24 protein-coding genes are annotated in these 23,480 nt (G+C 61.3%); 12 read left to right on the top strand and 12 right to left on the bottom strand.

Annotation, left to right across the window (positions count from 1 at the left end; genetic code table 11):
• Window positions 1-10: 10 nt before the first annotated feature.
• The gene (locus B5M07_RS08015; RefSeq protein ID WP_120350910.1) at window positions 11-1,012 is read right to left on the bottom strand and encodes a molybdopterin-binding protein; all 1,002 of its coding nucleotides are present in this window, start codon (window positions 1,010-1,012) and stop codon (window positions 11-13) included.
• Window positions 1,009-1,968 (bottom strand): XdhC family protein, encoded by a 960-nt coding sequence (locus tag B5M07_RS08010; RefSeq protein WP_120350909.1) that lies wholly within the window; start codon window positions 1,966-1,968, stop codon window positions 1,009-1,011. Before B5M07_RS08010 ends, B5M07_RS08015 begins: the two co-directional genes overlap by 4 nt.
• A gap of 142 nt (window positions 1,969-2,110) precedes the next feature.
• Here B5M07_RS08010 and B5M07_RS08005 point away from each other — a divergent pair, with 142 nt between their 5' ends.
• The 3 genes from B5M07_RS08005 to grxD are packed head-to-tail and all read left to right on the top strand — an operon-like array spanning window position 2,111 to window position 3,059.
• The gene (locus tag B5M07_RS08005; RefSeq protein ID WP_067629149.1) at window positions 2,111-2,347 is read left to right on the top strand and encodes a BolA family protein; all 237 of its coding nucleotides are present in this window, start codon (window positions 2,111-2,113) and stop codon (window positions 2,345-2,347) included.
• 3 nt (window positions 2,348-2,350) lie between these two features.
• The gene (locus tag B5M07_RS08000) at window positions 2,351-2,695 is read left to right on the top strand and encodes a hypothetical protein (RefSeq protein ID WP_120350908.1); all 345 of its coding nucleotides are present in this window, start codon (window positions 2,351-2,353) and stop codon (window positions 2,693-2,695) included.
• A gap of 1 nt (window position 2,696) precedes the next feature.
• Window positions 2,697-3,059, top strand: coding sequence for a Grx4 family monothiol glutaredoxin (grxD, locus tag B5M07_RS07995; RefSeq protein ID WP_120350907.1), 363 nt, complete (start codon window positions 2,697-2,699; stop codon window positions 3,057-3,059).
• A 176-nt stretch (window positions 3,060-3,235) separates the two neighbouring features.
• Here the strand turns inward: grxD and rpiB are convergent, their stop codons facing one another.
• The 4 genes from rpiB to B5M07_RS07975 form a co-directional block, all read right to left on the bottom strand.
• Window positions 3,236-3,685 carry a ribose 5-phosphate isomerase B gene (gene rpiB / locus B5M07_RS07990; RefSeq protein ID WP_120350906.1) on the bottom strand — a complete coding sequence of 150 codons (450 nt, stop codon included), beginning with the start codon at window positions 3,683-3,685 and terminating at the stop codon, window positions 3,236-3,238.
• Window positions 3,686-3,787: 102 nt separating this feature from the next.
• On the bottom strand, window positions 3,788-4,123 hold the full coding sequence (locus tag B5M07_RS07985) for an MliC family protein (protein ID WP_120350905.1): 336 nt from the start codon (window positions 4,121-4,123) through the stop codon (window positions 3,788-3,790).
• Window positions 4,120-4,512 (bottom strand): cell division protein ZapA, encoded by a 393-nt coding sequence (locus B5M07_RS07980; protein WP_067629152.1) that lies wholly within the window; start codon window positions 4,510-4,512, stop codon window positions 4,120-4,122. The genes B5M07_RS07985 and B5M07_RS07980 overlap by 4 nt, the downstream gene beginning before the upstream one ends.
• A complete protein-coding gene (locus B5M07_RS07975) occupies window positions 4,512-5,042 on the bottom strand; it encodes a hypothetical protein (RefSeq protein WP_067629153.1) in 531 nt (176 codons plus the stop codon). Before B5M07_RS07975 ends, B5M07_RS07980 begins: the two co-directional genes overlap by 1 nt.
• A 330-nt stretch (window positions 5,043-5,372) precedes the next feature.
• Between B5M07_RS07975 and tkt the strand changes: the two genes are divergently transcribed.
• Window positions 5,373-7,388, top strand: coding sequence for a transketolase (gene tkt, locus B5M07_RS07970; protein WP_120350904.1), 2,016 nt, complete (start codon window positions 5,373-5,375; stop codon window positions 7,386-7,388).
• Between the two features lie 82 nt (window positions 7,389-7,470).
• Here the strand turns inward: tkt and B5M07_RS07965 are convergent, their stop codons facing one another.
• Window positions 7,471-8,445 (bottom strand): DUF808 domain-containing protein, encoded by a 975-nt coding sequence (locus tag B5M07_RS07965; protein ID WP_120350903.1) that lies wholly within the window; start codon window positions 8,443-8,445, stop codon window positions 7,471-7,473.
• Window positions 8,446-8,663: 218 nt separating this feature from the next.
• Between B5M07_RS07965 and gap the strand changes: the two genes are divergently transcribed.
• Window positions 8,664-9,665, top strand: coding sequence for a type I glyceraldehyde-3-phosphate dehydrogenase (gap, locus tag B5M07_RS07960; protein ID WP_120350902.1), 1,002 nt, complete (start codon window positions 8,664-8,666; stop codon window positions 9,663-9,665).
• Between the two features lie 59 nt (window positions 9,666-9,724).
• Entirely contained in the window at window positions 9,725-9,868 is a 144-nt protein-coding gene (locus tag B5M07_RS19425) for a hypothetical protein (protein ID WP_162931831.1), read from the top strand.
• Between the two features lie 318 nt (window positions 9,869-10,186).
• Here B5M07_RS19425 and coaD read toward each other — a convergent pair whose 3' ends face one another.
• The 3 genes from coaD to B5M07_RS07945 all read right to left on the bottom strand — a co-directional run bounded on the left by coaD (window position 10,187) and on the right by B5M07_RS07945 (window position 12,233).
• Complete coding sequence (gene coaD, locus B5M07_RS07955; RefSeq protein ID WP_067629160.1) at window positions 10,187-10,684, bottom strand: pantetheine-phosphate adenylyltransferase; 498 nt, start codon at window positions 10,682-10,684, stop codon at window positions 10,187-10,189.
• A gap of 132 nt (window positions 10,685-10,816) precedes the next feature.
• Window positions 10,817-11,251, bottom strand: a complete 435-nt coding sequence (locus tag B5M07_RS07950; protein WP_067941819.1) for a CBS domain-containing protein — start codon at window positions 11,249-11,251, stop codon at window positions 10,817-10,819.
• Window positions 11,252-11,312: 61 nt separating this feature from the next.
• Window positions 11,313-12,233 (bottom strand): LysR family transcriptional regulator, encoded by a 921-nt coding sequence (locus B5M07_RS07945; RefSeq protein WP_120352193.1) that lies wholly within the window; start codon window positions 12,231-12,233, stop codon window positions 11,313-11,315.
• Between the two features lie 110 nt (window positions 12,234-12,343).
• Between B5M07_RS07945 and B5M07_RS07940 the strand changes: the two genes are divergently transcribed.
• The 6 genes from B5M07_RS07940 to B5M07_RS07915 all read left to right on the top strand — a co-directional run bounded on the left by B5M07_RS07940 (window position 12,344) and on the right by B5M07_RS07915 (window position 19,315).
• The gene (locus tag B5M07_RS07940; protein ID WP_120350901.1) at window positions 12,344-13,843 is read left to right on the top strand and encodes a CoA-acylating methylmalonate-semialdehyde dehydrogenase; all 1,500 of its coding nucleotides are present in this window, start codon (window positions 12,344-12,346) and stop codon (window positions 13,841-13,843) included.
• 52 nt (window positions 13,844-13,895) lie between these two features.
• Complete coding sequence (locus B5M07_RS07935; RefSeq protein ID WP_120350900.1) at window positions 13,896-15,005, top strand: carboxylate-amine ligase; 1,110 nt, start codon at window positions 13,896-13,898, stop codon at window positions 15,003-15,005.
• Between the two features lie 81 nt (window positions 15,006-15,086).
• Window positions 15,087-16,229 carry an acyl-CoA dehydrogenase family protein gene (locus B5M07_RS07930; protein WP_120350899.1) on the top strand — a complete coding sequence of 381 codons (1,143 nt, stop codon included), beginning with the start codon at window positions 15,087-15,089 and terminating at the stop codon, window positions 16,227-16,229.
• A gap of 7 nt (window positions 16,230-16,236) precedes the next feature.
• A complete protein-coding gene (locus B5M07_RS07925; protein ID WP_120350898.1) occupies window positions 16,237-17,280 on the top strand; it encodes an enoyl-CoA hydratase/isomerase family protein in 1,044 nt (347 codons plus the stop codon).
• Window positions 17,184-18,161: a 3-hydroxyisobutyrate dehydrogenase gene (gene mmsB / locus B5M07_RS07920; RefSeq protein ID WP_236627378.1), complete on the top strand. Its 978-nt coding sequence runs from the start codon at window positions 17,184-17,186 to the stop codon at window positions 18,159-18,161. Before B5M07_RS07925 ends, mmsB begins: the two co-directional genes overlap by 97 nt.
• 80 nt (window positions 18,162-18,241) lie before the next feature.
• Window positions 18,242-19,315, top strand: coding sequence for a transketolase (locus B5M07_RS07915; RefSeq protein WP_205570916.1), 1,074 nt, complete (start codon window positions 18,242-18,244; stop codon window positions 19,313-19,315).
• Window positions 19,316-19,352: 37 nt separating this feature from the next.
• Here B5M07_RS07915 and uvrA read toward each other — a convergent pair whose 3' ends face one another.
• Both uvrA and B5M07_RS07905 read right to left on the bottom strand, forming a co-directional pair.
• Entirely contained in the window at window positions 19,353-22,238 is a 2,886-nt protein-coding gene (gene uvrA / locus B5M07_RS07910) for an excinuclease ABC subunit UvrA (protein WP_120350897.1), read from the bottom strand.
• Between the two features lie 66 nt (window positions 22,239-22,304).
• On the bottom strand, window positions 22,305-23,480 hold the full coding sequence (locus B5M07_RS07905; RefSeq protein WP_120350896.1) for an MFS transporter: 1,176 nt from the start codon (window positions 23,478-23,480) through the stop codon (window positions 22,305-22,307).

Genomic DNA, 23,480 nt, shown 5'->3' with positions numbered 1-23,480 from the left:
GGGCTTTTTCTCAGCTGCCGCCTGCGCTTTTGCCGGGGTTTCGCGGCTGCGGACGGGTTGGAATTTCCTTGAGCAATCCACCCACCCCCATGCCCGCGATATCCGCGCTGGTGACCGGAATGCCGCAAACCAGCCGCGACAGCACCCAATCCGCACCATTAAGCGCAGGCGAGCGGGCACATCCCGGCAGGCCAATCACAGCACGGGCGCCCAGATGGCCGAGAAAAAGCAGGTTGCCGGGGTCCACCGGCATGCCAAACCGTGTCACTTCGCCGCCTGCATGGCGCAAGGCCGACGGGGCGATGTCATTGATGTCTGAGGTGGCCGAGGCGGTGAGGATGAGGATCAGATCGGTCTGGGCTGCGGCAATGGCCTTGGCCAGCGGGGCGGTGCGATGAGGGACCGTTGTGGCATCTTTCAGCGTCACGTTCAGGGCTTTCAGCCGCCCCTCCACCGCCGCGCGGCCCTTCTCTCCGGCGCCGCCGGGGACATCGGTAATGATAAGTGTCGCATTGCGCAAGACGGGTGGCGCAAGGCGCAGCGCGCCCTCTCCCGCAGCCGCGCAGGCGGTCGCCACCGCCTCGGCAGGCACGGCGTAGGATATGATCTTGATTGTCGCCACCATGCCGTTCTCGCCCATCTGTTGATGGGGCGGTACCGTGGCCAGCGTGATCATCGGATGCACCGCGTTGACCGCCTCCAGCGCCGCGCGGTCCATCACCACCACACCCGGCCCATCGGAAAGCAGGTTTACCCGCCCGGTGAAGGGTTTCGACATCCGAAGACCCGGACCACAGAGCGCTTGGGCCAATTTGGCAGCACCGGCGTTTTCGTCAATGTCGCCGGGGTCGAGCCGGGCGACGATCACCTCTTCGATGCCTGCAGCCGAAAGCGCTTCGATATCGGGCTGCTCCAACACCCGCCCCTTGCGCAGACGCCCCTCTGCAACGGCCACGGAATGCGCCAGCGTCGCGTTAAGGGCATCGCTTAAAGGAACCGGGCCGAACCTCATGGCCGACGCAGGCTTTGGATCATTTGAGCGAGGATCGACACGGCGATCTCGGCAGGGCTGGCAGCACCAATGTCGAGACCGACCGGCCCGTGGATCCGTGCAGCCTGATCCGGGGCCATGCCCGCCTCTTCCAACCGCGCAAGGCGGCTGGCCTGTGTTCGGGTCGAGCCGAGCGCGCCGATATAGAAGGCCTCTGACCCAAGCGCCACATGCAGCGCCGGATCGTCGAGTTTGGGGTCATGGGTCAGCAAAACAACGGCGGAGCGGGTATCAAGGCCAATCTCGCGCAGCGCGGCATCGGGCCAATCGTTCATCACGCGGCAGTCGGGGAAGCGCACGGCTGAGCCAAAAGCTTCGCGCGGGTCGACGACAATCGGATCAAACCCAGCCTCCCCCGCCATATGCACCAGATGCTGCGCGATATGCACCGCGCCGACAATCACCAGCCGCAGCGGCGGGTTGTGGATGGCAATGAAACGCCTGCTGTCTTCCTCCACCCCCGAGCGGTCTCGCCGGAAGCGGTCTGAGTGCCCGTCGTGGGTCAGGTGCCGGGTGCTGCCGTCAAGCGCAACCTCATAGGCCACCGCTTTCCGGCTTGCGCGTTTCGCAACCAATTCGCGCAACATCTCAAGGGGCAACGCCTCAGGCCCGACTGGCTCCACCAGCACTTTGATTGTGCCGCCGCAGGCCAGACCAACGGCAAAGGCATCACCGTCGCTGACACCGTATTCCAGTAGCCGCGTGCGCCCGTCCTCCAGCGCTTCCAGCGCCTCAACCACCACCGCGCCTTCGACACAACCGCCCGAGACCGAGCCCATCATCGTGCCATCGCCCGCCACCACCAGCTGCGCCCCCGCGCGGCGCGGGGCAGAGCCCCATGTCTCCACCACCGTGGCCAACGCCACGGGCTGTCCGGCCTCGGCCCAATTCAGCGCTTGTTCGGGGATCCGGTCCATCTGGTTTCCTTTCCTATCGGGGGCAGAGTGTGTTGCTTAGCGGCCAAAGGTCAATGCGAGAACGGCACAAGCCTTCGCCTTGCACGCAGCGCAGTGCGGCACTACATCTAGGCCAAGATATCACAACACTCGGAGCCACCCCATGCCCATGCAAGCCAGCGAAATCGAAGACCTGATCCGCGCTTCCTTTCCGGACGCCAAGATCACCGTCGAAGGCAATGATGGTGTGCATATGGCGGCCATGGTCGTTGACGAAAGCTTCCGTGGTATGAACCGGGTGCAGCAACAGCGCGCCGTCTATGCGGCCCTTAAGGGCAAGATGGACGGATCGAACGGTGATCTACATGCGCTGGCGCTGACCACACGGACGCCGGATTAAGCGATGTGGGGCTGGGCCGCAGCGGTTGTACTGGGCGGGATCGCCGCCACCGCCTATGCCCAACACCGTGCGCGACGCGGGCGGCATGTGCCGCTGGCGCAACGCCAGCCTCCGCGCCCTGAGACCGGCAAAGTGCCGCTGGGGATGGAGGCACTGGATCTGGATGCCGTGGCCAGCACCGCCCGGCGCAATGAGAGCCTTGAGCGTGGGCAGACGAATTGGACGAAGAAACGGGGCGGTTTCTTTCTCGGCGGGGCCGAGTTGGATGTGAAGCCCTGGGCCGACGATGAAACCTATGCGCGGCGCTATCACGCTGCGTTCAAGAAATCAGATACGAAGGACAAATGACATGAGCGATGCCGCCAACCAGATCAAAGAACAAATCACCAAAAACGACGTGGTTCTGTTTATGAAAGGCACCAAGGAAATGCCGCAGTGCGGTTTCTCCAGCCGCGTGGCCGGGGTGCTGAACTACATGGGCGTTAACTTTGCCGATGTGAACGTTCTGGCCGACGAAGGCCTGCGTCAGGGCATCAAGGAATTTTCTGACTGGCCGACCATTCCCCAGCTTTACGTCAAGGGCGAGTTTGTCGGTGGCTGTGACATCATCACCGAGATGACGCTCTCGGGCGAGTTGGACACGCTCTTTGCCGAGAATGGCGTGACCTTTGATAAGGACGCTGCGGATAAGATCCGCGAAGCCAACGGTTAAAGCGACCACAGGTTAGACGAAAACACCCCGGAGCGGCTTGGCCCTCCGGGGTGTTTTTTTGTCCGGCACCTGCAGGCGCCCCGCGCAGCACCACCAGCGATAGCGCCCTGCAAAATCGGTGTCGAAAACCGCCCCGAACGCACCCCAAACGGGCGCGCCCCGGCAGCACCTTAACCTCAGTCTTCAATCGCCGTGATCATATCGACGCGGCGGCCATGACGCCCGCCTTCAAACTCGGTATCAAGAAAGGCATCCACGATCTCAAGCGCAAGCCCGCCCCCAATCACCCGCGCGCCCATCGACAGCATATTCGCGTCGTTATGCGCCCGGATCATCTTGGCCGAAAAGGTATCGGCACAGACGCCGCAGCGAATGCCCTTGACCTTATTGGCCGCCATCATGATGCCCTGCCCCGTGCCGCAGATCAGGATGCCAAGGTCGAACTCCCCTGCTGCGATGCGTCGTGCGGCGGCTTCGCCGTGTTTGGGGTAATCCGTGCTCTCTGCCGTTGCCGGGCCGATGTCTTCGACCTCAAAACCGAGCTCGGCCACATGGCGCGCGATGTCTTGGCGCAGGGCGATGTCGGCATGGTCGCTTGAGATGATGATGCGGGGTTTCACGGTCATGGGAGGGTGTCCTGATTGTTAGGTCGCAAAAGCCAGCGCCCAAGGGGCACTTTTCGCGCCCCCCAGAGCATATTGCCGCCCGCGCCGCAATCCCGCATGGGGTCAATCTTGCGGCACACAGTCCGTATAGATCGGCGTCATCGCGTCACTGGCCCCCTCGTGCCAGCCAAGGCGCGCACGGCCCTGATGTTCCCACCATTCATAGGACGACCCATCCGAAGGCCAGCCGTATCGCGCGCCAGAGCCGGAGGGCATGGTCTGCAAATGGATGAGCCGCCCTTCGATATAAAGCACCGCAACAGCGGGATCGGCATCGGGGACATAGACCACCGGCACCGATACCCCACGGTCACAGAGATAGGTCATGGCGGTGGTCTCGGCCCCCGCGGGCGCGGCCCAGAGCAGCAAGCAGAGGGCTGCCCTGATGCCAGTGCTCATTTGCCAGATTTCTCTTCGATCTCGGCGGCCAGCGCTTCGGCCCGTGCGGCGATCTCGGCCAGCGTGTCTTTGACACCCTGCGGCACGACGGGCACTTCGATACGCTCCGGCTCGATCTTGGTGTTGCGTAGGCTGGTCAACTCGGCCTCACGCTCGGCCAATTCGGCGCGCACTTCGGCGATGCGGTCTTCGACGCTGGCGGTTTTGTCGGCCAAAAGCAGACCGGCCATCAGCAACATCCGCGCCTCGGGCATGCGGCCCACTTGATCGCTCAGCACGCGGGCTTCATCGTCCAGCATCTTGGCGGCGGCGTGCAGATAGCTCTCTTCACCTTCCTGACAGGCGACCTCGAACTGGCGGCCGCCAATGGTGATCCGTATTTCGGGCATCAGTCGGCCCCTCCTGACTTGGGTTCTTCTTCGGCGCGGTCATCCTCGGCGGGTGCTTCGGGTTCGGGCTCACCGTCTTCGACCAGAGGTGCCAGCGCGGTCAACACGGCGTCAATCTCGGCCATCTCAATGGCGCGGGTGGCACGCAGGCTTTCCAGCTCGGCAATAACGGCGGTGTCGATCAACTTGGGGTCGGCCAGCCCTTCGGCATTGGCCAAGCGCAACTGTTCACAGGCCGCCGACAACTGCTCATTCGCCTGACGCAGACGCTGCACGTCCATATCCAGCTGGGTCACCCGGTCATTGTTGAATTCCATCTGATCGCGCAGGGCGGTCAATTCGTCCTGATGGCTTTCCTTCAGGGTTTTGACCCGGTCGGTCAGCTGAGCGTTGGCTTGCCGCTCGTCTTCCAGCGCCTGCACGATATCCTCATCCGGCTCGGCCGGGGCGGCGTTGAGCTGATCCAGCCCCTTCGCCATCCGGTCCATCGCGGCCGTGATGCGGCGTTGATATTCTTCAAGTTCACTCATCCGCATGAAGTCTCCTCGTTCGTCCTGCTCTATCGGCGGCGTTTTCGCCTGCCGTGCCCCGTGGCGGCGGCCCGTTATGGCTGCCATATTCGGCAGATAGCGCGCAGCCCACGCAATGTCACGCGCGCGAATCGCCCGGATCAGCCGGTTTCCGCAATCCTAGCCAAAGCGCAGGCAAATTGCGCCCCCCCCTTTCGTTTCAGCGACTTGAGGCGCAGAGTTCACCTCTGCCCGTACCGCACACCGCTGCTGGCGCCCGGTTGTGCTTGAACTTTGCCCGATCGCTGGTATGCACAGGCCCAATCTGCCACAGCCGCAAAGGAACGCCCCGTGGATCTGACAGCCCTCGCACGCGCAAACCCCGATCACTGGTCCAAGGCCACCGCCATTCGCGCGCTGACCCTCGATGCCGTCGCCGCCGCCAATTCGGGCCACTCCGGCATGCCGATGGGCATGGCCGATGTGGCAACCGTGCTTTTCGAAAAGCACCTCAAGTTTGACGCGGCGAACCCGCTTTGGCCTGATCGTGACCGCTTCATCCTGTCTGCGGGCCACGGCTCCATGCTGATCTATTCACTGCTGCACCTGACGGGCTACGAGCAGTTCCCCATCGAAGAGCTGAAGAATTTCCGCCAGATGGGCGCGCGCACAGCCGGGCACCCGGAGAACTTTCTCGCCGACGCGATTGAAACCACCACCGGCCCGCTCGGCCAAGGTATCGCCAATTCGGTCGGTTTCGCCATGGCCGAAGAGATGCTACGCGCGCAGTACGGGGCAAAGGTCGTGGATCACCACACCTATGTCATCGCGGGCGACGGCTGCTTGATGGAAGGCGTGAGCCAAGAGGCGATCACCCTCGCCGGCCGCCACAAACTGAGCAAGCTCATCGTGATGTGGGACAACAACAACATCACCATCGACGGCCCGGTGACCCTGTCGGACAACACCGATCAGGTCGCGCGTTTCAAAGCCGCGCAGTGGCATGTGATCGAGATCGACGGCCACAACCCCGATGAGATTGACGCGGCCCTGACCGAGGCGAAAGCCACTGACCTGCCGACGATGATCGCCTGCAAGACCCATATTGCTCTGGGCCACGCGGCGCAGGACACCTCAAAAGGCCACGGCGCTTTGACAGACGCCGACCAGATGGCCGAGGCCAAAAAGGCCTACGGCTGGACAACCGGCCCCTTCGAAGTGCCCGCTGACGTGAAATCCGCATGGGAAGAGATCGGCAAACGCGGTGCCGACGCGCGCCGCGAATGGGAAGAGCGTTTCGACCAGATGCCCCGCGCCAAGCGCGAGACATTTAACCGCGCCTTGGCTTTGGACGCGCCCAAAAAGATGAGCGCGACCGTCAAAGCCTTCAAAAAGCAGATCACCGAGAGCGCGCCCAAAATGGCGACCCGCGCGGCGAGCGAAAAAGCCCTCGAAGTGCTGAACCCGATCCTGCCCGAAACGGTTGGCGGCTCGGCGGACCTGACCGGCTCCAACAACACCAAGACCTCCGATCTGGGCGTCTTTGATGTGGACAACCGCGGCGGGCGCTATGTCTACTGGGGCATCCGCGAGCACGGCATGGCGGCGGCGATGAACGGCATGGCGCTGCACGGCGGCATCCGTCCCTATGGCGGCACCTTCATGTGCTTCACCGACTACGCGCGTCCTTCGATGCGTCTGGCGGCGCTGATGCAAATTCCCACGGCCTTTGTCATGACCCATGACAGCATCGGCCTTGGCGAAGATGGCCCGACCCACCAGCCGGTCGAGCATCTGGCGATCAGCCGCGCGACACCCAACACCTATGTCTTCCGCCCCGCCGACGCGGTGGAAACGGCAGAAGCTTGGGAGATTGCCTTCACCTCGAAAACCACGCCGTCGGTTCTGTCGCTGACCCGTCAGGGCCTGCCGACCGTGCGTCTTGAGCACAAGAACAACAACCTCACCGAAAAAGGCGCCTATGTCTTGGCCGATGCCGAGGGCAAGCGTCAGGTGATCTTGATCGCCACCGGTTCGGAAGTGCATGTGGCACTGGCTGCGCGTGATCTGCTGCAGGCCGAAGGCATCGGCACCCGCGTCGTCTCCATGCCTTGTATGGAACTCTTCGCCGCGCAGGATGAAGCCTATCGCAAGCGCGTGCTACCCGGTGGTGCCGTGCGTGTTGGCGTTGAGGCAGGCATGCGTCAGGGCTGGGACCAGTGGCTCTTTGGCGAGCGCGGCAAATACGGCAAGGCCGATTTCGTCGGCATGGACCGTTTCGGTGCCTCTGCCCCGGCCGAAGAACTGTTCGAGCGGTTCGGCTTTACTGCTGAGAATGTCGCTCAGAAAGCCAAAGCACTGCTCTGAGCCACGGATCATATGGTACAAAAAAGGGGGCGACGGACTATCCGTCGCCCCCTTTTCGTTGTTCTACCCTCTGGCCTGCGGTTTACACAGCGGCCTTGTGAAAGACCTTGCGCCATATCGGCGTGACGATCTTTTCCCCGATCGGGATCAGCACCAGACCAAGCGCCAGACCAAAGAGCCCATCAATCCCCGCCGTGGTGATCCATTCGACCGCCCCCTCGAACTGGGCCGGGACCGCGTGACCGACGGCGACCGCGATGTCGTGGATCCAGTTGTAGGGCGCGGCAAAGCCCATCTGCTCCAACCCGTGAGTGATGATCGACCCGCCGACCCACAGCATGGCCGCCGTGCCAACAACAGTGAGCAGTTTCAGGAACCCCGGCATCCCGCGCACCAGCCCGCGGCCCACGCTACGCGTCAGGCCAAAACGCCCCCGGTTCGCCATCACCAGCCCCAGATCATCCATTTTGACGATCAAAGCGACGGAGCCATAGACCGCGATAGTGATCATCACCGCCACCGCCGCCAGCGTGGCCGCTTCCATCCAAAAGTTACTTTCGGGGATCGCGGACAGGGCGATTGTCATGATCTCCGCCGAGAGGATAAAGTCAGTCTTGATCGCGCCTGCTGCCTTCTTCTCTTCCAGCTGTGCGGGGTCTTCGACGACCTTCTCCTTATCGGGATAATCCGCGTGCCCGTGCCCCCAGCCAAGCGCATGGGCAACCTTCTCGGCCCCCTCAAAACACAGGTAAGCCCCGCCCAGCATCAACAAAGGCGGAATCGCCCATGGCGCGAAATTCGCCAACAGCAGCCCCACTGGGAGCAGATACACCAATTTGTTGCGCAAAGACCCTTTGGTGATCCGCCAGATCACCGGCAGCTCACGTTCGGCCTTGAACCCATGCAGATACTTCGGCGTCACGGCCGCGTCGTCGATCACCGCGCCCGCCGCCTTAGAGCCCGCCTTGGCCGCCTGCCCGATCACATCATCCACGCTTGCCGCCGCAACCTTGGCGATGGCCGCCACATCATCCACAAGTGCCAGTAAACCGCTCATTCCATGCCCCTTTTTGCGTGTTGCAACCGAAGTAGCATGTGCAGCCCATCTGGCAAGTCCGAAGCCGGAGCGACCTTTACCGCTAACATGCAGGTTTAACGCTAACATCCGGAAATCATTTAGCTTTGCCCCTTTCCCCTGACTGCCTACCCCAGATATAGAGCCCGCAACCCCGACATACGGCCCCCGATCGCGCGGCCCATGACAAGGAATGCACCATGACCATCAAAGTTGGCATCAACGGATTTGGCCGCATCGGCCGCTGCACCCTCAGCCATATCGCAGCCTCGGGGCGCGATGACATCGAAGTGATCAAGGTGAACGCCACTGGCCCGCTCAGCACCGCCGCGCATCTCATCAAATACGATTCCGTCCATGGCCGTTTTCCCGGCGAAGTCTCTGTCGACGGCGGCTATATGAACCTCGGCCAAAACGACATCGAGATGATGTCGAGCTATAACCTCGAAGAACTGGACTGGTCCGGCTGTGACGTGGTTCTGGAATGCACCGGCAAGTTCAACGACGGCAACAAAGCCAACGTTCACCTTAAGAACGGCGCCAAACGCGTACTGCTCTCCGCGCCCGGCAAAAATGTCGATAAGACAATCGTCTACGGCGTGAATGACGACCAGTTGACCGCTTCCGACCGAATGATCTCAAACGGGTCTTGCACCACCAACTGTCTCGCGCCCCTGGCCAAAGTCATGCACGACGCCGTGGGCATCGAAAGCGGCCTGATGACGACGATCCACAGCTACACCGGCGACCAGCCGACGCTCGACCGACGCCACGATGACCTCTACCGCGCCCGCGCCGCTGCCATGGCCCTGATCCCCACCTCCACCGGGGCTGCCAAAGCTCTAGGCGAAGTGCTTCCCGCGCTCAAAGGTAAGCTCGACGGCACCGCCATGCGCGTGCCCACCCCCAACGTCAGCGCCGTTGACCTGACCTTCCAAGCCAGCCGCGACGTGACGGTGGAAGAGATCAACGCCGCCGCCCGCGCCGCTGCCGATGGCCCGATGAAACGTGTGCTGGCCTATGATCCCGAACAGAAAGTCAGCATCGACTTCAACCATACGGAGCAAAGCTGCATCTTCGCCCCCGACCAGACCATCGTCGTCGCAGGCCGCACCGTGCGCGTGCTCGGTTGGTATGACAACGAATGGGCCTTCTCGGTCCGCATGGCCGATGTGGCCGTTGCCATGGGCCAGTTGGGCTAAGGCTTGCACGGCGGGGGCGTGGCTGTAATATCAGGCCAACCCCCGCCCGGAGCCGCGCCATGACCAATTCCATCGCCATCGTGCTGGCCCTCGTCATCGCCGGGGCGATGCTGGTCGACCTCTATGCCTATGGCGCGGACCATATGATCTATCTCGGCAAAAAACTCTTTGAATTGATCGAATGGGTTGCCTTCTGGCGGTAAGGCAAGCCGCGGCGCAAATTCCTTCTTTTCTGTCCCATCGCTATCGGTCACGAACCGAAAACTGGTCTCAACCGATTTCCACCACGCCACCGATCAAACGGCGCTGCACCAAGGCAATCTACTGTAGGTTTTGCCAAGGTTTGACAACGAAGGGGGCGTCTCCCACGGCATGCTGGCCCCAGCCGTTATCATAGCCGCCCAACGCCGCTGACGACAAAAAGACGCGGCCGCCACTCACGCGCCACGCCCCTCCCCTTCATCCTTTTAAAAATACCGCGCAGAACCGCGCCGCACACGGCCCGCTCTCTACTCCGGAAGCTACTTCCGCGCAAAGCGCTCAATCAGCACTTCGTTCACCGCTGGGGTCACAAATTTGCTGACATCCCCATCAAGTCGCGCAATTTCTTTCACCAGTTTGCTGGCAATGGCCTGATGGGTGGCCTCGGCCATCAGAAAGACCGTCTCAATAGAATCGTCCAGCTGCCGGTTCATGCCAACCATCTGGAACTCATACTCAAAATCCGACACGGCCCGCAGACCGCGCACGATGGTCTGCGCCCCGACATCGCGCGCGCAGTCGATCAGCAGGTTCTCGAAAGGGTGCACCACGATCTCAACGCCGGTCTCTTCGGCCAATTGCACGCATTCCGCTTCAATCAGCGCGACACGTTCCTCAAGACTAAACAAGGGCCCCTTGTCGCGGTTGATTGCCACGCCGATCACCAGCCGATCGACCATACGGGCGGCGCGGCGGATGATATCGATATGCCCCAGCGTGATCGGGTCAAACGTACCGGGGTAAAGGGCTATGCGCATGTCATTGTCCTGCGTATCTGCTGCGTTGCGGCGCAGCCAAGCATTTCACCGCCGCAAGCGCAAGTCGGTTAGCGGTAGCACTGCCCCGCGGTCAGTCCGCAGAACCGCCCTGTCGTGGCTCCTGAAAACGCTTCAGTGGCCCATGATCATGCCTTCGAGGGCCTGCTTCTCCATCGACAGTTCCTGCAACTGCGCCTTAACCACGTCGCCGAGAGAGATCAGCCCCACGAGTTCCCCGTCTTCCAGAACGGGCATATGGCGAAACCGTCCGTCGGTCATCTGTTGCAACACCGCGTCAGAGCGATCGTCCCGGCTGCAGGTCACCAGCTTGCGGGTCATGATGCTCTCAGCCGCCTGCTGCAGGCAGCCCGCGCCCGAACGGCCCAGTTCGCGCACGATGTCCCGCTCAGACAGAATCCCATCCGGCGTCTTGCCATCGGCCGAGATCACCAGCGTCCCGATCCGCTTTTCAGCCAGCATCGCCGCCGCCTCAGAGATCGCCAATCCGGGTTTGGCCGTGACCACCTTGCCATCGGGCTTGGTCTTGAGAATCTGCGATACGAGCATCTGGCGCCTCCTTTGATGCAGGGCAAAGTCCCCTCCAGCGTCACCGCGAAATCCTTTCATGTCAAGCTTTTGGCGCAGTCTTCTGCGCGGCTTCGGCCTCCAGCCGGGCAGTCTCGGCCCGAAGCCCGGCGGCCAGCGCCTCGGCAAAAGCCGCCAGCCGGGCGTTGCGACGGTCGTCGGCATGGCGGATCAGGTAAAAGGCCCGCTTGAGGCTGACGGCCTGCGTCAGAATGCGCCGCACGCCTTGGGTTGCGGCAAGCGAAAAGTCATGTGCAATGCCTATCCCGCCGCCCTGCTGGATCATCCGCACCTGAACGGAGACGGAATTTGACGCCAAGGCCACGCGGCTGATGCCGAGGTCGGCGAGGTAGTCCAACTCCCGATCAAAGATCATATCCGGGATATAGCCAACCATCCGGTGCCCTTGCAGATCGCCGACCGAGTTCACCTCGGGGTGGCGTGCGAGATAGCTTTCCGCGGCCGCAAGATGGAGGTGGTAGTCCGTCACTTTCTGTACCACCAGCCGCCCTGCCGTGGGCGCGCTCACCCCGATCGCCATATCCGCCTCGCGCCGGGACAGGTTAAAGACGCGCGGCAATGCGATGATCTGCACGTCCAGATCGGGGTTTTTTGCCGCGATGGCCGCACAGACCTGCGGCAACAGATAGTTCGCCGCCCCATCGGGCGCGCCGACCCGGATCTGCCCCGAGAGTTGATCGCTTTGCACCGGCACGCCGGCGGTGGCGGCGCGCATCGCCTGCTCGGCCCGCTCTGCCCGCTGCATAAGGTCACTGCCCGCTTCGGTCAGCATATAGCCTTGGGGTGATTTGACGAAGAGCACGGTCTGCAGCGCCTTTTCCAACCGCGCCATGCGGCGGCCCAGCGTTGCCGGATCAAGCCGCAGCAGCTTGCCCGCGCCCGACAGACTCTCTTCGCGCGCCACGGCTAGAAACAACCGGAGGTCGTCCCAATTCTGATCCATTTCGCTGCCTCCCCGAGCTTTGCAAAAATGCAAGACGGTTTTGCCATCCTTCCTCTGTTCCATTGCTTTTTGCAAGGCTATCGTACCGCCAACCAAAGAGGAGACCGATCATGCAAGAGATGACCCACTACCTGAACGGCGAACATGTCAAAGGCACCTCCGGGCGCTTTGCCGATGTGATGAACCCCGCCACCGGCGAAGTGCAGGCCAAAGTGCCGCTCGCCAATGGTGACGAGTTGAACAAAGCCGTGGAATACGCCCAGGCTGCGCAGCCCAAATGGGCCGCCACCAACCCGCAGCGCCGCGCCCGCGTGCTGATGAAATTCGTGGCCCTTCTGAACCGCGACATGGACAAACTGGCCGAGGCGCTGAGCCGTGAGCACGGCAAGACCCTGCCCGACGCCGCTGGTGACGTGCAGCGTGGCCTTGAAGTGGTGGAATACTGCATCGGCGCGCCGGAACTGCTGAAAGGTGATTTCACCGACAGCGCCGGCCCCGGCATCGACATGTACTCCATGCGCCAAGCGCTTGGTGTGACCGCAGGCATCACGCCCTTCAACTTCCCTGCAATGATCCCGATGTGGATGTTCGCCCCCGCCATCGCTTGCGGCAACGCCTTCATCCTCAAGCCGTCCGAGCGTGACCCCTCCGTCCCTCTGATGCTGGCCGAACTGCTGGAAGAAGCCGGTCTGCCCAAGGGCATCATCCAAGTCGTCAATGGCGACAAAGAAGCGGTCGATGCGATCCTGCACCATGACGTGATCCAGTCGGTGGGCTTTGTGGGCTCGACCCCGATTGCCGAATACATCTATGCCACCGGCTGTGCCAACGGCAAGCGCGTGCAGTGTTTCGGCGGTGCCAAGAACCACATGATCATCATGCCCGACGCAGATATGGACCAAGCCGCAGACGCGCTGATCGGCGCGGGCTACGGTGCCGCTGGCGAACGCTGCATGGCGATTTCCGTGGCCGTGCCGGTGGGCGACGAAACTGCCGACCGTCTGATCGAGAAGTTGGTGCCGCGCATCGAAAAGCTGAAAGTCGGCCCCTACACCTCCGGCAATGACGTAGACTACGGCCCGGTTGTGACCGCTGCCGCCAAGGCCAATATCGAACGTTTGGTGCAGTCCGGTATCGACCAAGGTGCAGAACTGGTTGTCGATGGCCGCGACTTCAAACTGCAAGGCTATGAGAACGGCTATTTCGTCGGCCCGCATCTGTTTGACCGCGCGACCAAGGACATGGACATCTACCAGCAGGAAATCTTTGGCCCCGTGCTGACCTGCGTCCGCGCCAAGGACTACGAAGAGGCGATCGGCCTTGCCATGGACCACGAGTATGGCAACGGCACCGCGATCTTCACCCGTGACGGCGACGCGGCGCGTGACTTTGCCAACCGGATCAATGTCGGCATGGTCGGCGTCAACGTGCCGATCCCTGTGCCGCTGGCCTACCACACCTTTGGCGGCTGGAAGAAATCCGTCTTTGGCGATTTGAACCAGCACGGCCCGGATGCGTTTAAATTCTACACCCGCACCAAGACCGTGACGGCCCGCTGGCCGTCGGGCATTAAAGAGGGTGGCGAGTTCTCCATCCCCGTGATGGAGTGATCCATCCCGCCGGCCGCCTTCGGGCGGCCGGCCCCTGCCGGAGGCCAGAGCCATGCAGTCCACGTTCACCATCGGAATCGAAGAAGAATACCTGCTCGTTGATAAGGATTCATTGGCACTGGCCGATGTGCCCGACGCTCTGATGACCGCCTGCCGAGAGGCGCTGCAAGATCAGGTCAGCCCCGAGTTTCTTGCCTGCCAGATCGAGATCGGCACCAAACCCTGCGAGACTGTGGCCGAGGCCCGCGAAGATTTGCGCCACCTGCGCCGCACAATTGCCGAACTGTCAGACAAGCACAATCTCGCACCGATCGCCGCGGGTTGCCATCCGTTCTCAGATTGGAAGGCGCAGGAAACTACGGAAAAACAACGCTATACCCAGCTTGAAAGCGAATTGGAAAACATCGCTCGGCGGATGCTGATCTGTGGCATGCATGTCCATGTTGGCCTCGAAGGCGACGATCTGCGGATCGACCTGATGCCGCAGCTTTCCTATTTCCTGCCGCATCTGCTTGCGCTTTCCGCGTCCTCCCCCTTTTGGCAGGGCGAAGACAGCGGACTTGCCTCCTACCGCATGTCGGTGATGGACAACATGCCCCGCACCGGGCTGCCGCCGCAGTTTGACAGCTGGGCGGAATATCAGCGCACGACCGATACGCTCGTTGACTTGGATATTATCGAAGACGCTTCGAAAGTCTGGTGGGATCTGCGCCCGTCGGTTCATTACCCGACGCTGGAGACGCGTATTTTCGACGTGCAGCCGCGCATGGCCCATAGCTTGGGCTTGGCCGGACTGACCCAAGCGCTGTGCCGAATGCTCCTTAGGCTGCGCGACGCGAACCAGAGCTGGCGCAAATATGACCGTTTTCTGATCTCCGAAAACCGCTGGCGTGCCCAACGGTATGGCACGCGTGACAGCCTAATCGATTTTGGCGATCAAAAGATGAAGGGCTTTGACACCCTTTTCGAAGAGATCGTCGAACTGCTGGCCGAGGACGCCGAAGCGCTTCGCTGTCTCGATGAGGTCTGCGCCCTGCGCGATGTCGTCGCTAAGGGCACATCGGCTGAGCGGCAGCGCAAAGTCTGGGCCGAAGCGCCCGAGGGTAAGGGCGGCGAGGCCGTCGTGCGCCATCTGATCGAGGAATACCACGCCGATCTGTGACGCTTGTTGCGGCACCTTTCGGCTGATAGAATTAAACAAGTGTTCAGTTCCAAGGACACATGACTTCAGGGAGGAGCCGCGATGGATTTCGCATTGAACGAGGAACAGACCGCCATTTTCGACATGGCCCATGCATTCGGGCAGGAGAATATCGCGCCCCACGCCCACCAATGGGAGAAAGACGGCACCATCCCCAAAGAGCTTTGGCCAGAGGTCGGCGCATTGGGGTTCGGCGGGCTTTATGTCTCTGAAGAGACCGGCGGCGCGGGGCTCACACGTCTGGACGCCACGCTGGTCTTTGAGGCGCTGTCGATGGCCTGCCCCTCGGTCGCGGCGTTCCTGTCGATCCACAACATGTGCGCCAAGATGCTCGACACCTTTGCCAGTGACGAGATGAAAGAACGCGTGATGCCCAAGGTGCTCACGATGGAAACCGTGCTGAGCTATTGCCTGACCGAACCGGGCTCCGGCTCAGATGCGGCGGCGCTCAAGACCCGTTGCGCGCGCACAAACGACGGCTACACGCTGAACGGCACCAAGGCTTTCATCTCAGGCGGGGGCTATTCGGATGCCTATGTCACCATGGTGCGTACGTCGGATGACGGCGCTAAGGGTGTCTCGACAGTCTATGTCGAGGATGGCACGCCGGGTCTCAGCTTTGGCGGGCTAGAAGAAAAGATGGGCTGGCGCAGCCAACCGACGGCGCTGGTGCAGTTTGATGACTGCAAGGTCGGTGCGGAGAACCTTGTTGGCGAAGAGGGCAAAGGCTTTAAATACGCGATGGCGGGCCTCGACGGTGGGCGGCTGAACATCTCGGCCTGCTCGCTCGGGGCCGCGCAAACTGCGCTGACCAAGACGCTGGAGTACATGGGCGACCGCAAAGCCTTTGGCCAGAGCATCGACCAGTTCCAGGGGCTGCAATTCCGCCTTGCCGATATGGAGATCGAGTTGCAAGCTGCGCGCACCTTCCTGCGCCAAGCGGCGTGGAAGCTCGACACTGGCGCGCCGGATGCGACCAAGTTCTGCGCCATGGCCAAGAAATTCGTGACCGAGACCGGCAGCAAGGTCGTCGACCAATGTCTGCAGTTGCACGGCGGCTATGGCTACCTTGCCGACTACGGGATCGAGAAACTGGTCCGCGACCTACGGGTGCACCAGATCCTTGAGGGCACGAATGAGATCATGCGCGTGATCGTTGCCCGCGACATGCTCAAGAACCGCTGAGGCCCCCATGAGTGATATCCACATCCGCAAAGCGGGCCGCGCCGGACGCATCACGCTCACCCGGCCCAAAGCCCTGAACGCGCTGAGCTACGACATGTGCATCGCCATCGAAAAGGCGATCGACGACTGGCGCGATGACCCCGACGTGGCCGTGATCGTGCTGGATGCCGAGGGTGAAAAAGCCTTCTGCGCGGGCGGTGACGTGGCGCAGCTCTACCAAACGGGCAAGGATGGGGATTTCGACTTCGCCCGTCGTTTTTGGGCCGATGAATACCGGCTTAATAACAAACTGCACGGCTTTCCCAAGCCGGTGATCTCCTTCATGCAGGGCTTCACCATGGGCGGCGGGGTCGGCATCGGCTGCCACGGCTCGCACCGGGTGGTGAGCGAAAGCAGCAAGATCGCCATGCCCGAATGCGGCATCGGGCTGGTGCCCGACGTGGGCGGCACACTGCTGCTGGCACAGGCACCGGGACGGATGGGCGAATACCTTGGCCTCACCGGTGCGCGGATGGGCGCGGGCGACGTGCTCCACGCCGGTTTCGCGGATTATTTTATCGCGCAAGCCGAATGGCCCGATCTTATCGCGCAACTGGAAGAGAACGGTGATCCCTTCATTCTCGACCGCGCGGCAAGCACCCCGCCCCCGTCCACGCTCGCAGAGGTTCAAGAGGAGGTGGACCGCCTCTTTCATGCCGAAAGCCTCAGTGAAATCGACGCGGCGCTTGCGATGTCCGACAGCGGTTTCGCCGCAGAAACAGTGAAAACCCTGCGCCGCAACTCCCCCCTGTCGATGGCCTGCACGCTTGGGATGCTGCGCCGCCTGCGCGGCCCCGACATCGGCATGGTCCCGGCACTGGAACAGGAATACCGTTTTACCGCGCGGTCACTGGAAAAAGGCGATTTCATCGAAGGTGTGCGCGCCGCGATCATCGACAAGGACCGCAGCCCCAAATGGCAACACGCCGACTGGGACGTGCCGCAGGCCGATATCGACGCCATGCTCGCCCCCTTGGGCGACAACGAATTGAAGTTGGAGGAAAATTCATGAGCAATCTTACAATCGGTTTCATCGGTCTGGGCAATATGGGCGGGCCCATGGCCGCCAATCTCGCCGCCGCTGGTCATACCGTGCGCGGCAATGACGTGGCCGGCACCACCGCCGAAGGGGTCGCCGAGGCCAAGACCATCGCCGAGGCGGTCGGGGATGCCGATGTGGTCATCACCATGCTGCCCAACGGCGCAATCCTGCGCCAAGTGGCCGAAGAAGCGGTCGCACATATGGCAGCGGGCGCGCTGCTGATCGATTGCTCCACCGTCGACGTCGAAAGCGCGCGTTTCGCGGCAGAGGCGGCGCAGAAGGCCGGATTGCTCTTTGTGGATGCCCCCGTCTCTGGCGGGATCGGCGGCGCGCAGGGCGGCACGCTCACCTTTATGGCGGGCGGCGCGGAGGCGGCCTTTGAAAAGGCCAAACCGCTGTTCGACATCATGGGTCAGAAAGCCGTTCATTGCGGTGATGCGGGCGCCGGCCAAGCGGCGAAAATCTGCAACAACATGATCCTTGGCGCCACGATGATCGCCACCTGCGAAGCCTTTGCACTGGCTGACAAACTGGGCCTTGATCGCGAACGGATGTTCGATGTGGTCAGCACGTCTTCGGGCTATTCATGGTCGATGAACGCCTATTGCCCGGCCCCCGGCGTCGGCCCCCAATCGCCTGCCGACAACGACTACAAACCGGGGTTCGCGGCAGAGCTGATGCTCAAAGATCTGGGGCTGTCCCAGCAGGCCGCGGAAATGGCCAATGCCGACACGCCGATGGGCGCGCTGGCCAAGGAACTCTACACCCGTTTCGTCGAGGAAGAAGGCGGCAAGGGCAAAGACTTCTCTGCCATGCTGCCCCGTTTTGAGCAGCGCGGCTGGCAAGGTTAAGCCGACCGCCCCCCACGCGGGAACGACATGACCCGAGCAGGCGTTAACTTCAGAATGACCCCATCTGAGGAGATCACCTGATGCGACGCCTGCTCATTACCACAATCCTGACCACCGCCTGCGCGACCGGCCCGCTGGCCGCCGCCGGAACCGGCTTTGCCCCGGCCCAGCCCGCGGTTGCCTTTGACAGCAGCGGCCCTGAGACGCTTTGGCTCGCCAAAGACGACAAGGGCGATAAGGGCAAAGACAAGAAAGACAAAAAGGCCAAGAAGAAGGACAAGCAGGAAAAGAAGGCCGAGAAGAAGAGAGAAAAGCGCGAGGAAAAGGCCGAGAAGCACAAAGAGAAGAAGGCCAAAAAAGACAAGAAAGACGATAAGATCGAGATCAAAATCAACGGTGATAAGGTCAAGATCAAAGGCGATGAGGTCAAACTGCCCAAGGGCATGGACCGCGCCGACTTTGATGAGCGCGTGACCCGCTTTACGCAGGACCGCGAGACTGTGGTCACCCGTCTTTTGAACACCCCGGCGCCCGAAGGGCGTGACATGGCCGCTATCCTCGGTGCGGCGGCGCTTGCCTTGGCCGCGCCTGAATTGAACGCAGCCGCCGTGCCCGAGGACGAGCTGATTACCTATCGCAACTGCCCCCCCGGTCTGGCCAAGAAAGACCCGCCCTGCGTGCCCCCCGGACTGGCAAAACAGGGCGTGACCTATGAACAATGGGCCAGCTATTCCGACAACGAGCTGGACACTCTGCTGGAAGAGCGCCGCCAACCCTATCTTGAGGCCGATCCGCTGACGGAACGCGAGTTGCTCCTACTGGAGTCCAACCAGATCGCACAGCTCTACAGCCTTGATGCCGCGCCTGCTGGTCATCGCTACGCGCTGATCGATGGCCAGCCGGTGCTGCTGAGCAACGAAGATCACACCGCCCTGCTGCGTATCAACGAATTGGCGCGGGTGCCCACCATTGGCTCAGGTGTGAACATCGCTCCGACCGCCGCGCTGACGCAGGCGGACCTCATCAATCTCTACCGTCTGGCCGAGCCGGAAGAAGGCTATAACTACGCGGTACTGAATGGGCAGGTGATTTCGCTGCGCGATAGCGCTTATGAGACGCTGCAACTGATCCGCATCGCCCGTGCCGTGTTGTAAGGACACGCCGCAGGCCAAGCCAACCAAGTGGCGGCGGTTATTCCGCCGCCACTTTTGTCTGCTTATATAGCATCGGTTTGAGGTACTTCCCGGTATGGCTTTCGGCCACGTCCGCGACCTTTTCGGGCGTCCCTGTAGCCACAACCCGGCCACCGCCGTCACCGCCTTCAGGGCCGATATCAATAATATGATCGGCGGTTTTCACCACATCTAGGTTATGCTCAATCACAACCACGGAATTGCCCTGATCGACCAATTCGTGCAGCACTTCCAACAGTTTGCGCACGTCTTCGAAATGCAGACCCGTTGTCGGTTCATCAAGGATATAAAGCGTGCGCCCGGTGGAGCGTTTGCTCAACTCCTTGCTGAGCTTCACCCGCTGCGCCTCACCGCCCGACAGGGTCGTGGCCTGCTGTCCGACCTTGATATAACCCAGCCCCACGCGCATCAGCGCATCCATCTTTTCACGGATCGACGGCACGGCGGCAAAGAAGCTTTGCGCATCTTCCACCGTCATATCGAGAACATCGGCGATGCTCTTACCCTTGAACCTCACCTCCAGCGTCTCGCGGTTATAGCGCGCGCCTTTGCAGGTCTCGCATTCCACGTAAACATCAGGGAGGAAGTGCATCTCAATCTTAATGACCCCGTCACCCTGACAGGCCTCGCAACGCCCGCCTTTGACGTTGAAAGAGAAACGCCCGGGCTTATAGCCGCGCTCTTTCGCTTCCGGCAAACCGGCGAACCAATCCCGGATCGGCGTGAAAGCCCCGGTGTAAGTCGCTGGGTTCGAACGCGGAGTCCGCCCAATGGGCCGCTGGTCAATGTCGATGACCTTGTCGAGATGTTCCAACCCTTTGATGGTCTGACAAGGCGCAGGTGTCTGCCGCGCGCCATTCAGGTTCATCGAAGCGGTTTTGAACAGGGTTTCAATCGTAAGGGTGGATTTGCCGCCCCCCGACACGCCCGTAACACAGACGAATTTACCCAGCGGGAAATCTACTGTCACATTCTGCAAATTGTTGCCGGTGGCCTTCACGACCTGCAGCTTCTTCTTGTTCCCCTTGCGCCGCTTCGCCGGGACCGAGATTTCACGAACGCCGGTAAGATACTGACCAGTAACAGAATTCGGATCATTCGCCACCTGTTCTGGCGTGCCATGGCTTACCACTTGCCCGCCGTGAACCCCAGCACCCGGCCCGATGTCGAACACATAATCAGCCTCGCGGATGGCCTCTTCGTCATGCTCTACAACGATCACCGTATTCCCCTGATCCCGCAGGTTCTTCAAGGTATCCAGCAATCGGTCATTATCGCGCTGATGCAGCCCGATCGACGGTTCATCAAGCACGTAAAGCACGCCCGTCAGACCAGAGCCAATCTGGCTTGCCAAGCGGATTCGCTGGCTCTCGCCACCACTTAAAGTACCACTTGAACGCGACATCGTAAGGTACTCAAGACCCACGTTATTTAGAAACCCAAGACGTTCCCGAATTTCCTTTAAAATGGCTTTCGCGATTTCATTCTTCTGCGGGGTCAGATGGTCTGGTACCGCCTTGCACCAGTCAAAGGCTTCACGGATCGACATCTCCACCACCTTACCGATGTGGAGCAACTCGTTCTCATTGCCAGTCGTGGGGCCAATGCGTACCGCAAGCGCTTCGGGCCGCAGGCGATAGCCGCCACAGGTGCCACAGGGACGGTTGTTTTGATAGCGCTCAAACTCCTCGCGGACCCAGTTGCTGTCCGTTTCGCGGTAGCGGCGCTGCATATTGGGGATCACCCCCTCGAACACCCGCTTGACCTCATAAACGCGCCCGCCTTCGTCATAGCGGAAGGTAATCTCTTCTTTGCCGGAACCACGAAGGAACACCTCTTGCACCTTCTCAGGCAGGTCTTTCCAGCGGGTCTTTTGGTCAAAATTATAATGTTTCGCAATGGCTTCGATGGTTTGCTTAAAGTACGGGGACTTCCCCTTACGCCAAGGCGCCAAGGCCCCGTCATAGATTTTCAGGTTCTGATCCGGCACCACCAAACGCTCGTCAAAAAAGAGCTCGACACCAAGGCCATCACAAGAGGGGCAAGCCCCAAAAGGCGCGTTGAAGGAAAACAGTCGCGGCTCAATCTCGGGAATCGTGAAGCCACTGACAGGGCAGGCAAATTTTTCCGAAAACGTATGACGCTCGGGCTCGCCTTCACTGGGCGCCGTTTCGAGAATGGCGATGCCATCGGCAAGGTCGAGCGCCGTGCGCAGCGAGTCCGCCAGGCGCGTTTCCAGCCCTTCGCGCACCACGATCCGGTCGACGACAACATCAATGTCATGGCGGAATTTCTTGTCCAACGTCGGCGGCTCATCCAGATCGTAGAATTCACCGTTCACCTTGACCCGTTGAAAGCCTTGCTTGCGCAATTCTATGAACTCTTTGCGGTATTCGCCTTTGCGGTCGCGAATAATCGGCGCCAGCAGATAGGCCCGCGTGCCCTCTTCCATGGTCATGATCCGGTCGACCATGTCCTGCACCTGCTGGGCTTCGATAGGTTTGCCGGTGGCCGGGCTATAGGGAGTGCCGACGCGGGCGAACAAAAGCCGCAGATAGTCGTAAATCTCGGTCACTGTGCCGACGGTGGATCGGGGGTTCTTTGAGGTGGTCTTCTGTTCGATTGAAATCGCGGGGCTGAGACCGGAAATGTGATCCACATCCGGTTTTTGCATCATATCAAGGAACTGCCGCGCGTAGGCCGACAGTGATTCCACATAGCGCCGCTGCCCTTCGGCATAGATCGTGTCGAAGGCAAGGCTCGACTTGCCCGAGCCGGAAAGCCCGGTAATTACAACCAGTTGGTCACGCGGAATATCCACGTCGATGTTCTTTAGATTGTGCTCGCGCGCGCCGCGCACTTCGATGTTCTTCAACTCAGCCATGACATGCCCCTCTTAACGGTTTGTACATAGGTGCTGATGCAGTGTTTTCCAACGGAAAAGTGAGAACTAAACAGGAACGCACCGACTGCGACGTCGGGCCGCACCAAGGAGGAGATGTGCCACCAGCCCCATAACAAAGGCCCCACCCGCCAATAACGGCAAGGCCGCGCCGCCAAAGCTCGCCAAGCCAAATGCCATAACAGGTGTGCCAAGGCTGTTTCCAAGGTTCCCCATCTGCGCCACTGCGCCGTTTGCCTGCGCCTGCGCGGCGGGGCCGCTGTTGAGTTGCGCGACCGCGGTAAAACTTGCGCCTTGAATCAGCCCCATGGCCCCAGCCAGTGCCAAACAGGCCAAGGGCGCGCCGGGCGCGAGCCAGAGCCAAAGCATAGAAAGGGCGGAAAGGGCAAAACCAGTTTGCACAACAGAGACCGCCGGTAGACGGCGGAGCAACGCGACGCCGATGGTCATCGAGACCGCGATGCTGGTCAGCGGCATGGCCGCCATGGTGGGCGCGCGCCATGCTTCCGGGAGGTAGGGCGGCAAGACAGTGAGGATGGAAACGAAACTGAATGTATAGAACAGCCAACCCGCCGCCGGGGCGGAAAGGAAGGGAGAGCGGTAGATCGCGAGGTGATCACGCAGTATCTGCGGCAAAGAGAATGGCGGCTGAGGGCCCTCGTCCGGCAGGCTGCGTAAACTGCCGGAAAGCACCAGCGCACAGCCCGCCATATAGAGCGCGTGGACGGCGAAAAGCGCAGGCACGCCCCATGTCAGCGCAAGCGGGCGGCCTATGAGGGTCAGGATCGCGAAAGCCACGCCAAAGAAGGTGCCCCAGAGGGTCAGGGTAAACCCACGGTCCTTCACGGTACTGAGTTGCGCAATCAACGTCGGCGCAGCAACGACGATGGCCAGATGCGACAGCCCTTCGACCACGCGGCTGGCCAGCATCCAACCGAAATCCGGCAGCACTGCCTGAAAAGCCGATACAGCCGCGCCAAGCCACAGGGCAAATAGCAGCGCGCGACGGTAGCGGATACGGGCGACCACCAGCCCCGCCACAACGCCAAGGAGGATACCGACACCGCCCACCATTGAAACCAAGAAGCCCAGCGACGCTCCGGCCTGCGGATAAATCTTTGGAAGCAGGTCGAAGATGACGCTCATCTTCCCATATTGCGCCGCCGCCCCCAGGCCCGCGGCCCAAAGCGCGAACACGCGCGGAAAGGAGGTTTGGTCAGCCAT

The sequence above is a fragment of the Sulfitobacter sp. D7 genome (assembly GCF_003611275.1).
Taxonomy (GTDB): domain Bacteria; phylum Pseudomonadota; class Alphaproteobacteria; order Rhodobacterales; family Rhodobacteraceae; genus Sulfitobacter; species Sulfitobacter profundi.
The sequence above is the reverse complement of the archived record's forward strand: the minus strand, read 5'-3'. Positions and strand labels throughout refer to the sequence as shown.